The organism is Pseudomonas sp. PvP028, from assembly GCF_017832255.1.
Taxonomy (GTDB): domain Bacteria; phylum Pseudomonadota; class Gammaproteobacteria; order Pseudomonadales; family Pseudomonadaceae; genus Aquipseudomonas; species Aquipseudomonas syringae.
In genome coordinates, this window is sequence record NZ_JAFIBL010000001.1 from 819,137 (window position 1) to 831,799 (window position 12,663).

Sequence of the window (12,663 nt, forward strand, 5' to 3'; positions counted from 1 at the left end):
GCTGTTTCGTTGTAACTGAACCAGCGTATTCGTGAGTGAACAGGTTCTCCTAAGGAGAGACATAGTGAGTGAGTTAATTCGTGTACCCGACATCGGCAACGGTGAAGGCGAAGTCATTGAATTGATGGTCAAGGTCGGTGATCGCATCGAAGCCGACCAGAGCGTTCTGACGCTTGAGTCGGACAAGGCGAGCATGGAAATCCCTGCGCCCAAGGCTGGCGTCATCAAGACCATGAAGGTCAAGCTGGGCGACCGCCTGAAAGAAGGCGACGAGCTGTTCGAACTGGAAGTGGAAGGCGAAGCGGCTGCGGCCCCGGCGCCTGCTGCCGAACCTGCCGCAGCCCCTGCTGCTGCCGAAAAGCCGGCTGAAGCGGCACCTGCACCTGCGGCCGCCGCAGAGCCTGCTCCGGCAGCCAGCGCCAGCGTTCAGGACATCCACGTGCCGGACATCGGCTCGTCGGGCAAGGCCAAGATCATCGAACTGATGGTCAAGGTTGGTGACAGCATCCAGGCCGATCAGTCGCTGATCACCCTGGAATCCGACAAGGCCAGCATGGAGATCCCTTCTCCGGCAGCAGGCGTTGTCGAGAGCATCGAAGTCAAGCTGGACCAGGAAGTCGGTACCGGCGACCTGATCCTGAAACTGAAAGTCGAAGGCGCCGCGCCTGCCGCAGCTCCGGCCCCTGCCGCCAGCGCACCCGCTGCTGCCCCGGCCAAGGCTGAGGCCGCAGCTCCTGCTCCCAAGGCAGAGGCAGCACCTGCGCCGGCCGCTCCAGCGGCTCCGGCAAAAGACGGTGCCAAGGTTCATGCAGGCCCGGCCGTTCGTCAGTTGGCTCGCGAATTCGGCGTCGAGCTGAGCGCAGTCAGCGCCACCGGCCCGCACGGCCGCGTGCTGAAAGAAGACGTTCAGGCTTACGTCAAAACCATGATGCAGAAGGCCAAGGAAGCTCCAGCAGGCGGCGCAAGCGGCGGCTCGGGCATCCCGCCGATTCCGGAAGTCGATTTCAGCCGTTTCGGCGAGATCGAAGAAGTACCGATGACGCGCCTGATGCAACTCGGCGCTTCCGGTCTGCACCGCAGCTGGCTGAACATTCCGCACGTCACGCAATTCGACCAGGCCGACATTACCGACCTGGAAGCTTTCCGTGTGGCGCAGAAAGGCGCTGCCGAGAAGGCTGGCGTCAAGCTGACCGTTCTGCCGCTGCTGCTCAAATCCTGCGCCCACCTGCTCAAGGAGCTGCCGGACTTCAACGCGTCGCTGGCACCTAGCGGCAAGGCAGTGATTCGCAAGAAGTACGTGCACATCGGCTTTGCCGTGGACACCCCGGACGGCCTGCTGGTCCCGGTCATCCGCGACGTCGACCAGAAGAGCTTGTTGCAACTGGCCGCCGAAGCCGCCGCACTGGCGGAAAAGGCGCGCAACAAGAAACTGACTGCGAACGACATGCAGGGCGCGTGCTTCACCATCTCCAGCCTCGGCCACATTGGCGGCACCGGCTTCACGCCGATCGTCAACGCGCCGGAAGTGGCGATCCTCGGTGTGTCCAAGGCAACCATCCAGCCCGTCTGGGACGGTAAAGCCTTCCAGCCGAAACTGATGCTGCCGCTGTCGCTGTCCTACGATCACCGCGTGATCAACGGCGCAGCTGCTGCCCGCTTCACCAAGCGCTTGAGCGAATTGCTGGCGGATATCCGCACAATCCTGCTGTAAGCCCTGCAGGCCCGTCCCCGGACGGGCCTTGCTGTACACCTTTGCGAGCTGCCACGCTCGAACCTCAACCCCGCCCTCCAGCGGGGATTTTTTTGTCTGGCTATCGCGCCCATGCTCCGCGCTCATTGCTGGATCCTGTGGGAGTGACCGGGGCGGCGATCCGCATTGCTCACGATGACCATGGTCCAGACGCCCCATCTTCTGGGGCTGTACGGGCCCCTTCGCGAGCAAGCTCATTCCCACGCCCTTTATCGCGGTGCCAGGTCTGACTGGCGGGTGATACACTACGCGACATTTTTGTTTTGCAGGTTCACCGTCGTGACTAACACCGCTTTCAATTCTCTGCCTCTGTCCGCTGCCATGCTGGCTAACCTGGAGTCGCTTGGTTATGCCGAAATGACACCGATTCAGGCGCAGAGCCTGCCGGTGATCCTCAAGGGCATGGACCTGATCGCGCAAGCCAAGACCGGCAGCGGCAAGACCGCTGCGTTCGGCATCGGCCTGCTCAACCCGATCAACCCGCGTTTCTTCGGTTGCCAGGCACTGGTCATGTGCCCGACTCGCGAACTGGCGGATCAGGTGGCCAAGGAAATCCGCCGTCTGGCGCGCTCCGAGGACAACATCAAGGTCCTGACCCTGTGTGGCGGCGTTTCGTTCGGCCCGCAGATCGGCTCGCTGGAGCATGGCGCGCACATCATCGTCGGTACTCCGGGTCGCATACAGCAGCACTTGCGCAAGGGCTCGCTGGTCCTGGACGGCCTGAACACGCTGATTCTCGATGAAGCCGACCGCATGCTGGACATGGGTTTCTACGACGCCATCGCCGACATCATCGAGCAGACCCCGCAGCGCCGCCAGACCCTGCTGTTCTCCGCGACCTATCCGGTCGGCATCAAGCAGTTGTCCTCGAAATTCATGCGTGATCCACAGACCGTAAAAGTCGAGGCACTGCACGCCGACAGCCAGATCGAGCAGATTTTCTACGAGATCTCCCCGGAGCAACGCCTGGAAGCCGTGGTCAAGGTACTCGGCCATTTCCGTCCTGCCTCCTGCGTGGCGTTCTGCTTCACCAAGCAGCAGGTTCAGGAAGTGGTCGATCACCTGACCGCCAAGGGCATGTCTGCAGTCGGCCTGCATGGCGATCTGGAACAGCGTGACCGTGATCAGGTGCTGGCGATGTTCGCCAACCGCAGCACCTCGGTATTGGTCGCCACCGACGTGGCCGCGCGCGGCCTGGATATCGACGCGCTGGACATGGTGATCAACGTCGAGCTGGCGCGTGATTCGGAAATCCACATCCACCGTGTCGGCCGTACCGGTCGTGCAGGCGAGAAAGGTATCGCGGTCAGCCTGGTGGCCCCGTCGGAAAGCCAGCGCGCCCGTGCCATCGAAGAGTTGCAGAAAGCGCCGTTGAACTGGCAGCAATACGACAGACTGAGCATCAAGGAAGGCGGCAAGCTGCTGCCCGCCATGACCACGCTGTGCATCGGCTCGGGCCGCAAGGACAAGCTGCGTCCAGGCGACATCCTCGGCGCATTGACCGGCGAGGCAGGCATTCCCGGCACTCAGGTCGGCAAGATCGCGATTTTCGACTTCCAGGCCTACGTTGCCGTCGAGCGCAGCATGGCCAAACAGGCCCTGGAACGTTTGAACAATGGCAAGATCAAGGGCAAGTCGTTGCGCGTGCGGATTTTGTAAAGTTTATCGTTGACCCTGATAGTCCCTACACGCCGCGCCGCGCGTCATATACAGGCCCCGAAGGTCCTGAAAACGCGGTTTTCAGGCTTCTGCCCGCAGGGCGTAGGAGCGAACTTGTTCGCGAAGATGGTAGTTCAGACGATAAATCTTCGGAGAACCTACCGGCCCTTTCGCGAACACGTTCGCTCCCACGGCCTTCGGCCAGAATCAAAAACAGGCTTGTGCATAGCTTGGCGCGGAGCATGGGAACGATCGTGACCTGAAAATCGAGGAACCACGCTGTGCCCGTTACTGACGTTGTAATCATTGGCGCCGGCGCTGCAGGTCTGATGTGTGCGTTCACCGCTGCCGCTCGCGGGCGCAAGGTGATGTTGATCGACCACGCCAACAAACCCGGCAAGAAGATCCTGATGTCCGGTGGCGGGCGGTGCAACTTCACCAATATGTACACCGAACCGGCCAACTTCCTGTCGCAGAACCCGCATTTCTGCAAATCAGCCCTGGCCCGTTACACCCAATGGGATTTCATCGCGATGGTCGCCAAACATGGCGTGCCTTATCACGAGAAAAAGCTCGGCCAACTGTTTTGCGACAACAAGTCCAGCGACATTCTGGAAATGCTTCTGGAAGAGTGCCGCCAGGCTGGTGTCAGCCTGCACATGGACACCTCCGTGCAGCAGATCGAAAAGACCGACGCCGGCTACAGCCTGCAGACCACGCTGGGCACCCTGAACTGCCAGTCGCTGGTGATTGCCACGGGTGGGCTGTCGATTCCGACGCTGGGCGCCACCGGCTTTGGCTATCAGGTCGGCAAGCAGTTCGGCCACACGCTGCTGCCGACCCGTGCCGGGCTGGTGCCGTTCACCATCACCGATCAGCTCAAGGAGCTGTGCACCGAACTGTCAGGTACCTCGGTGGATTGTCTGGTGAGCTGCAACGACACCAGCTTCCGCGAAAACATCCTGTTCACCCACCGCGGCCTCAGTGGCCCGGCGATCCTGCAGATCTCCTCGTTCTGGCAGCCCGGTGACACCGTGGAGATCAACCTGCTGCCCGATCATGACGTGCCCGCCTGGCTCAACCAGCAGCAGGCCGAGCGCCCCAACAGTGAACTGAAAACCCTGCTGGGCGAGATTTTCACCAAGAAGATGGCCAACCTGATCGCCGAACACTGGTTCGTTTCCAAACCGATGAAGCAGTACACCCACGCCGAACTGGCCGAGATCGCCGAAAAGCTGGCGAGCTGGCAGGTGGTCCCGGCGGGCACCGAGGGTTATCGCACGGCCGAAGTGACGCTGGGCGGTATCGACACCCGCGAAGTGTCGTCCAAGACCATGGAATCGCTGAAAGCCCCCGGCCTATATTTCGTGGGCGAAGTGCTGGACGTGAGCGGTCATCTGGGCGGCTTCAACTTTCAGTGGGCGTGGGCCTCGGCCTATGCTGCCGCACACTACGTGTGACGTAGTCGCTGATACGCAACATCACCACACTACAAACCGGTATAAATTTTGCGCGGCGGATGTACAGCCAGTCATTTGGTCTGTACATATCCTCCTGCACGATCGATCAATTGCGAACAGGGCCGTCAAGCTAACCCATGGCATCGAAATCTCTCCGTCATACATTCCGTCGATTGTGGGCGCTGGATAAATTCAGCTATAGCGTTCGAGTCTTTATCGCACTGACCGGCAGCATGGCGCTGTGCTGGTATCAAAACGAAATGGCGTTACTGATCCCGCTGTTTCTGGGGATTATCGCCTGCGCCCTGGCCGAGACCGACGACAGCTGGCAGGGCCGACTCAACGCACTGGCCGTGACACTGGTGTGTTTCAGCATCGCCGCCCTCGCCGTCGAATTGCTCTTCCCCTACCCCATCCTGTTTGTCTGTTCACTGGCGCTGGCCAGCTTCTGCCTGACCATGCTGGGCGCGCTGGGTGAACGCTATGGCGCGATTGCCTACGGCACGTTGATCCTTTCGGTCTACACCATGATCGGCGTCGATCAGCGTGGCGGTGAAGTGCTGGACTTCTGGCATGAACCGATGCTGCTGGTGGCGGGCGCAGCCTGGTACGGCCTGCTGTCGGTGCTGTGGCAGATGCTGTTTTCCAACCAGCCGGTGCAACAGGCGCTGGCGCGACTGTTTCGCGAGCTGGGCCAGTACCTGAAACTCAAGTCGACCCTGTTTGAACCAATTCGCACACTCAACGTGGAGGCCCGTCGCCTGGAACTGGCGCAGCAGAACGGCAAAGTGGTCGCCGCGCTGAACTCCACCAAGGAAATCATCCTGCACCGCGTCGGCAGCGGCCGCCCCGGCTCCAAAGTCAGCCGCTACCTGAAGCTGTACTTCATCGCCCAAGACATCCACGAGCGCGCCAGCTCGTCGCATTACCCCTACAACTCACTGGCCGATGCGTTTTTCCACAGCGACGTGCTGTTCCGCTGCCAGCGCCTGCTGCGTCAACAGGGCGTTGCCTGCCAGGCGCTGTCGGAATCCATCCAGCTGCGGCAGCCGTTCGTGTATGACCCAAGCTTCGCCGAAGCCATGGAAGACCTGCACGCGTCCCTTGAGCATCTGCGCATCCAGAGCAACCCTGCGTGGCGCGGCCTGCTGCGTTCGCTGCGCGCGCTGGCCGCCAACCTTGGCACTCTGGATCGTCTGATCAGCGACGCCAGCAACCCGGACGCCGTGGCCGATGCCACCGACAGCAGCCTGCTGGACCGCTCGCCGCGCAACCTCAAGGATGTCTGGACACGCCTGCGCCTGCAGATGACCCCGACTTCGCTGCTGTTTCGTCACGCGCTACGCCTGCCGCTGGCATTGACCATCGGTTACGCGATGGTGCACCTGATTCACCCGTCACAGGGCTACTGGATCATCCTGACCACGGTGTTCGTCTGCCAGCCCAGCTACGGCGCTACCCGGCTCAAGCTCGGCCAGCGGATCATCGGCACCGCGATTGGCCTGACGGTCGGCTGGGTGCTGTTCGATCTGGTCACCAGCCCGATTCTGCAATCGATGTGCGCCGTGCTGGCCGGGGTGGTGTTCTTCGTCAATCGGACCACGCGCTACACCCTGTCGACTGCCGCCATCACGGTGATGGTGCTGTTCTGCTTCAACCAGGTCGGCGACGGTTACGGGCTGTTCCTGCCCCGGTTGTTCGATACGTTGCTGGGCAGCCTTATTGCTGGCCTGGCAGTGTTCCTGTTTCTGCCGGACTGGCAGGGGCGGCGCCTGAACAAGGTGCTGGCCAACACCCTGACCTGCAACAGCATCTACCTGCGGCAGATCATGCAACAGTACGCCAAGGGCAAGAGTGACGATCTGGCCTACCGACTGGCGCGGCGCGATGCCCACAACGCCGACGCCGCGCTGTCGACCACGCTGGCCAACATGCTCATGGAGCCCGGTCACTTCCGCAAAGAGGCCGACGTGGGCTTTCGCTTTCTGGTGCTGTCGCACACGCTGCTCAGCTACCTTTCAGGCCTCGGCGCGCATCGTGATACGCAATTGCCGAGTGATGTGCGCGAACACCTGATCGATCACGTCGGTGCCACGCTGGCCGCCAGCATCGACGAGATCGCTGCAGGGCTGGCCGAGAAAAAGCCGGTTGCGGTGCAGAGCGATGTCGAGGAAGGGTTAGCCGCGCAACTGGAGCAACTGCCCGAAGACATGGACGAAAGTCAGCGACTGGTGCAAGCCCAACTGGCGCTGATCTGCCGCCAGCTGGCCCCGCTGCGCACCCTCGCCGCGCACTTGATCAAAGCTCCGGAGGCTACTGCAACCCATGCAGTCTGAGCAGTTCATCATAGGTGCCATCCGCTTTCATGGCGGTAATTTCGCGATCGAAGTCGGCGACGATCTTGTCGTGGTGGGGATTTTTCAGGCTGACCAGAATATGCAGGCTGTTCTCGCTCAGCGAGCCCGATAGAAACTCGACCCGGTCACGAACCTCGTCCGGTTCCATCGCCAGGTTGTAACGGGCGACGTATTCGTCTTCAAGGGTCAGGTCGACACGCTCGGCAGCAAGCATGCGTATGGCGGTGGAGAAGTTTTGCACAGGGACTTTCTGCAACTGGGTGTCGCTGTCAAAAGCAGGGGTATAAGCGTAACCGCGCACGACAGCGATGACGTACTTGTGCAATTGCTCATGGGTCAGGGCACCAATCGGCGATTCCTTGCGCTTGATGAAGCGCACCCGATTGAGCAGGTATTGCGCAGAAAACTGGCCAACTTTCGTACGCTCCTCGCTGAACCAGGCATTGATCAGCACATCGTGACGCCCTTCACTCAAGCCCAACATCGCTCGCGCCCATGGCACTTGCTCGTACAGCGTGGTGTATCCAGCACGACGCAGCGCCGTATTGACGATATCGGTCGCCAGCCCGCCGTTGAGCAGCAGCGCGTCAGTAAAGGGAGGCCAGGGGTCGGCGACTAGACGCAGCTTTTCAGCTGCGTTGGCCTGCGCCATCAGCAGAACGACCAGCAACCCCACGGCTCGAAGCGACTGCAACATGCTCAGGTTCCTGAAAGGGGCGGCATACCCAATTTAATCCTATCGGCAGGGAAACGCTCGCGCGTTAAGGCGCCTGCCGTTTTTAATTGAAGACCTCAAGCAGGCAGTGGACAAGCCGGGCAAGCAACATGATCAACCGGCGCACCCTTCAGAACGTTGACGGCGTTTATTGGGAATGTCGCCGGATACGTTTAGACTTCGCTTCTGGTTTCCCTGCGAGTCTGCGACATGTCTATCAAATGGATCTGCAAACATCACACCGAGCTAAGCATCGAGCAACTCTATGCCGTGCTGCAACTGCGTGCCGAAGTGTTTGTGGTCGAGCAGCAATGCGTGTATCTGGACGTCGACGGACAGGACCTGACGGGCGATACCTGCCACCTGATGGCCTGGCAGGAAGACAAGCTGGTCGCCTACCTGCGTTTGCTCGACCCCATCCAGCAAGGCGGCGACGTGACCATCGGCCGGGTGGTGACAGCGCCTTCGATTCGCAGCAGGGGCATCGGCCATGAGCTGATGGAGCAGGCCCTGGAAAACGCCGAACGCAAATGGCCCGACCAGCCCATCTATCTATCGGCCCAGGCGCATCTGCAAGGCTATTACAGCCGCTACGGCTTCAATCCGGTGGGCGAGGTCTACCTGGAAGACGACATTCCGCATATCGGCATGCGTCGCGATCTGGACTGAAAACCGCTCAGGGATACTCCAGCACGGCCTTGATGCGTGGCAGATTGTCGGCAATCCAGCCCTTGTCAACAGCGCCCCAGTCACGGATCCGGTAGCTGCCGGCGTGATTGCGGCCGCCTTCGAGCTGTTCGAAGTCACACACAATATCCAGATCGGCGAGCGCACTGATGGTGTCCTGCGCGGTACGACGCGGCATGCCGGTTGCCGCCATCAGTTCCGGGACACTGCTGGCGATCTGTGAATCGATCAGGTAAGCCACGTACAGGCGGCGATAGAAACTGCTTTTGGTCTTGCTGACCTGCATCTTCGAATCCTTTTTCAGTGCCTGGCTCAGCATGGCGCTCGTGCGGCCTGCAGATCACGGTACGTCAGGTACACGCGCAAATCGAACTCCAGTTGGTGATAACCGGGCAACATGTACTCGCACAACTGATAGAACGCCTTGTTGTGATCCGACTCACGAAAATGTGCAAGCTCGTGCACAACGATCATTTTCAGAAATTCCGGCGGTGCTTCCTTGAACAGCGCGGCCACACGAATTTCGTTACTGGCCTTGAGCTTGCCGCCCTGCACTCTGGATATCTTGGTATGCAGGCCCAGCGCGCGATGGGTCAGGTCCAGGCGATTGTCGAAAAGCACCTTCTTGATGGCTGGCGCGTTGCGCAGGTGATCCTGCTTGAGCGCCAGCGCATAGGCGTAAAGGGCCTTGTCGCTCTGGACCTGATGCCGCGCGGGGTAGCGCTGCTGTAGATAATCTGCCAGGCGATCCTCGGCAATCAGCTGCTGCACCTGATCCTGCAGGGCCTGCGGATAGGCCTGCAGGTATTTGAGCGGAGCATGGCTGGATGCAGTCATAGGGCCTTTGCGTGAGATCGAAAAACGCCATTCTACAACAATCCGCTCTGCCTCAAGCCCGCCACGTCAAAGTGCCCGGGAAAGCGCAACGCGTCCTCCGGCACCATCGGATGAGCGATCAGAAAGCCCTGTATGACCTGACAGCCGTTGTCGGCCAGCCACTGATACTGCTCGGCTGTCTCGACGCCTTCGGCAATGACCAGCATGTCGAGGTTGCGGCTCAGGTCGATGATACTGCTGGCCATCGCCGCCTCGCGCTTTGACCCGACGATGTTGGCCACAAAACGCCTGTCCAGCTTCAAGGTGTCGAGTTGCAGATTGCGCAGGTGCGACAACGAGCATTCGCCCGTACCAAAGTCGTCGAGCGCAATGCGCACACCGACCTCATGCAGCAACTTCAGCTGTTTGTGGCTGTGTGTCAGGTTGTTGACCAACGCGGTTTCAGTGATTTCCACCTCTATTTGCCCAGGCTTCAGCTCGAAGCGATCCATAGCGCGTTTTAATTCCGAAGCCAGATTGGGCAGACAGAATTGCGTGGGACTGACGCAGACACTCAGCACCATGTCGGGCGCGAAGATGTGGCTCCATGCCTGACGCTGCTCGGCGCCCTGATCAAAGATCCAGCTGCCGAGCCGATTGATTAGCCTGGTCTCTTCCAGCAGCGGAATGAACAGCGCAGGCGGGACCTCTCCGACCGCAGGATGCTGCCAGCGCAGCAAGGCCTCGAAACCACGCAAGCGACCATCCGCCACGTGAATCTGGGGCTGGTACACCACTGAAAAATCCCGACCGTCGATGGCCGTACGCACGCTTTCCTCAAGCATCAGGCGCGAGCGGGCGCGCCCGTTCATGTTCTGATCATAGAATCGATATTGCTGCCGCCCGGCACGCTTGGCTTCGTACATGGCGATATCTGCCGCGCGCAGAAGACCGTCCAGATTCGAGCCGCAGTCCGGAAAGGTTGCAATACCGACGCTGGCACCCAGCGTGATCTCGACGCCGTCGACCTGGCGTCTTCCGGATACCCGCTCAATGAGCTTTTCGGCGATCTTGGCCGCCTGTTCGGGGTAATCCAGCCCGTCGATCACGACAGTGAATTCATCGCCGCCGATGCGTGCCAGCACATCATAGGGGCGCATGGTGGCCTTGAACTGCTCGGCGACCCAGAGCAATACCTGATCACCCGCTTCATGGCCCAGTGAGTCGTTGATTTGCTTGAAGCCATCCAGATCCATGAACAGCACGACCAGGTATTTATCGGCACGCTCGTTGCGCAACAGCATGCTTTCAACGGCCTGATAAAGCCCTCGGCGATTGAGCAGGCCAGTCAATGCATCGGTGACAGCCTGCTTTTCAAGCTGCTGATAAAGATCACGGACCACCGACATATCGAGAACCGTCAGCACCATTGCCTTCTGTTCGGCAGGCAGCGCCGCGCAGGACAACGCTACCGGCAGTTGCGTGCCTTGCGCCGTACGCAGAATGGCGTCGTGCACGCGATAGGTGTCGGACTTGCGATAGTGCTGATAAAAACCCGAGTCCAGCCAGTGCCCCACCTTCGGTTCGATGATGTAGTCCAGCACCTGGGTGCCGCGTAGGTGATCGACTGAAGTGTTCAATAACTGACAGATAGCCGGATTGGCAAAGCTGATGGTGCCCGCTTCGTCAACGACCAGAATGCCTTCGGCGACATTGGCCAGCACCGATGCGTTGAACGCACGGGCCGACTCCAGCTCCAGCGACAGCTGTTGCAGCGCACGGCGGTTGCGCTGCTGCTCGAGCAGCGTTTGCACCTTGGGCTTGAGCACATTCGGGTCGAAAGGTTTGAACAGATAATCCGTCGCACCATTCGCATAGCCCTTTTGCACCGCATCCTGGGTCTGCTCATTGGCGGTGAGAAAGATAATCGGCGTAAGACGGGTGCGCTGACTGCCGCGCATCAGTCGCGCGACCTCGAAGCCGTCCATGCCCGGCATCTGCACATCCAGCAAAACCAGGTCGACTTCCTGCTCGAGCAGTACGGTCAATGCTTCTATTCCGGAACTTGCAGTCACAATGTGCCAGTCCGTTCTTTGCAGAACAGCACACATCGTTACCAGATTTTCCGGGTAATCGTCTACAACAAGTAAAACTGAAGAGCCATCATCTGGCTGGTTTGGCACGCGTTCCATGCTGCTTCTCTTTGTGGGCATGACGCCTGAGACTCAGGACGACCGTCATACTTTGGAATAACTCTAGCCTCGTCTCGCCAAAAGCAGAAGCAAGGCGCCTCTTCCCTACTGTCAAAGTTCGATCTAGCCGACTAACGGTCATTCTCTACACCCCTTGCAGGCTCTGCCCTGCAGAAGAAGTGACAGCACTTTGACGCCATCCGTTCGACATTTTTTTATTAACAAATTGTCCTACAAGTCGTATAAAAGTCGGCTGAAGCCTCGCGCCAGAGGCTTTTTCTATGAGCGATACAAAGACATTTAGGGACGGAGACAAAAATGGTAGATCTTGGATCGTGGAATCTCAGCATCCCGGTGGGGTCACCCCCCAAGACCATCGAAACCGCTCAGTTAGTAAAAGGCTACGACGGTAAATATTTCAAATCCAAAACCGACGCCATTGTGTTCTGGTCGCCCGTCACCGGCAGTAAAACCGAGAACGCAAAATATTCCCGTAGCGAACTTCGGGAAACATGGGCAGACGGCTCTCTGCATAATTGGGTCTATCCGGACGCCGACAACTATCTGAACGCCAAACTGGAAGTCGACCAAGTCCCATCCAGCGGCAAGATTGTCATCGGACAAATACATGCATACGAAAGCACAGAGCCGCTCCTGAAAGTCGAGTTCCAATACAAGGAAGACACCAAGACCGGCGATATCGTTGCAAAAGTCCGCAACCGCTATGACGACGACGAAAGCAAGGTTTACACCATCGTAGAAGGTGTGAAGCTGAATGAGACATTCAATTACGTGATCAACCTGAGCAAGGGCGGAAAACTGTCCGTCAGCGCCAAGGATAAGGACTGGAGCACGCGCATCAGCGAGACCTGGCGGGACAAGCCTCTGTACTTCAAGGCGGGGGTGTATACCCAGGACAATACCGGGTACACCTCGGAGGGCGGCAAGGCGACGTTCTACAACCTCGACATCGATCACAACCAGAGCTGATCGGCACGCTGTTCACAGCCCGCATACAAAACGGCCC

Annotated in this window: 10 protein-coding genes; 6 read left to right on the forward strand and 4 right to left on the reverse strand. The window is 59.5% G+C overall.

The genetic code is table 11. The features are described from left to right. The first annotated feature begins 64 nt into the window (after positions 1-64). The 4 genes from aceF to yccS all read left to right on the forward strand — a co-directional run bounded on the left by aceF (position 65) and on the right by yccS (position 7,205). Positions 65-1,711, forward strand: coding sequence for a dihydrolipoyllysine-residue acetyltransferase (gene aceF / locus JOE34_RS03700; protein WP_024683423.1), 1,647 nt, complete (start codon positions 65-67; stop codon positions 1,709-1,711). A gap of 318 nt (positions 1,712-2,029) precedes the next feature. Then, positions 2,030-3,409 carry an ATP-dependent RNA helicase DbpA gene (gene dbpA / locus JOE34_RS03705; protein ID WP_004409408.1) on the forward strand — a complete coding sequence of 460 codons (1,380 nt, stop codon included), beginning with the start codon at positions 2,030-2,032 and terminating at the stop codon, positions 3,407-3,409. Positions 3,410-3,690: 281 nt separating this feature from the next. Further along, the gene (locus tag JOE34_RS03710; protein ID WP_010419815.1) at positions 3,691-4,869 is read left to right on the forward strand and encodes an NAD(P)/FAD-dependent oxidoreductase; all 1,179 of its coding nucleotides are present in this window, start codon (positions 3,691-3,693) and stop codon (positions 4,867-4,869) included. A gap of 137 nt (positions 4,870-5,006) precedes the next feature. Further along, positions 5,007-7,205, forward strand: coding sequence for a YccS family putative transporter (gene yccS, locus JOE34_RS03715; protein WP_046265969.1), 2,199 nt, complete (start codon positions 5,007-5,009; stop codon positions 7,203-7,205). On the opposite strand, the gene JOE34_RS03720 is transcribed toward yccS, so the two are convergent. Then, the gene (locus JOE34_RS03720) at positions 7,183-7,923 is read right to left on the reverse strand and encodes a transporter substrate-binding domain-containing protein (protein ID WP_010419825.1); all 741 of its coding nucleotides are present in this window, start codon (positions 7,921-7,923) and stop codon (positions 7,183-7,185) included. The two genes, yccS and JOE34_RS03720, sit on opposite strands and share 23 nt — an antisense overlap. 228 nt (positions 7,924-8,151) lie before the next feature. On the opposite strand from JOE34_RS03720, the gene JOE34_RS03725 reads away from it, so the two are divergent. Then, the gene (locus JOE34_RS03725; RefSeq protein ID WP_003305636.1) at positions 8,152-8,610 is read left to right on the forward strand and encodes a GNAT family N-acetyltransferase; all 459 of its coding nucleotides are present in this window, start codon (positions 8,152-8,154) and stop codon (positions 8,608-8,610) included. A 7-nt stretch (positions 8,611-8,617) separates the two neighbouring features. Here JOE34_RS03725 and JOE34_RS03730 read toward each other — a convergent pair whose 3' ends face one another. The 3 genes from JOE34_RS03730 to JOE34_RS03740 are packed head-to-tail and all read right to left on the reverse strand — an operon-like array spanning position 8,618 to position 11,636. Then, positions 8,618-8,914 carry a winged helix-turn-helix domain-containing protein gene (locus JOE34_RS03730; RefSeq protein ID WP_003392169.1) on the reverse strand — a complete coding sequence of 99 codons (297 nt, stop codon included), beginning with the start codon at positions 8,912-8,914 and terminating at the stop codon, positions 8,618-8,620. A gap of 26 nt (positions 8,915-8,940) precedes the next feature. Beyond that, positions 8,941-9,465 (reverse strand): M48 family metallopeptidase, encoded by a 525-nt coding sequence (locus JOE34_RS03735; RefSeq protein ID WP_003392171.1) that lies wholly within the window; start codon positions 9,463-9,465, stop codon positions 8,941-8,943. A 32-nt stretch (positions 9,466-9,497) separates the two neighbouring features. Continuing rightward, entirely contained in the window at positions 9,498-11,636 is a 2,139-nt protein-coding gene (locus tag JOE34_RS03740) for an EAL domain-containing protein (RefSeq protein ID WP_032663053.1), read from the reverse strand. Positions 11,637-11,954: 318 nt separating this feature from the next. Here JOE34_RS03740 and JOE34_RS03745 point away from each other — a divergent pair, with 318 nt between their 5' ends. Next, positions 11,955-12,626: a polysaccharide lyase family 7 protein gene (locus JOE34_RS03745; protein ID WP_003318160.1), complete on the forward strand. Its 672-nt coding sequence runs from the start codon at positions 11,955-11,957 to the stop codon at positions 12,624-12,626. Positions 12,627-12,663 lie beyond the last annotated feature (37 nt).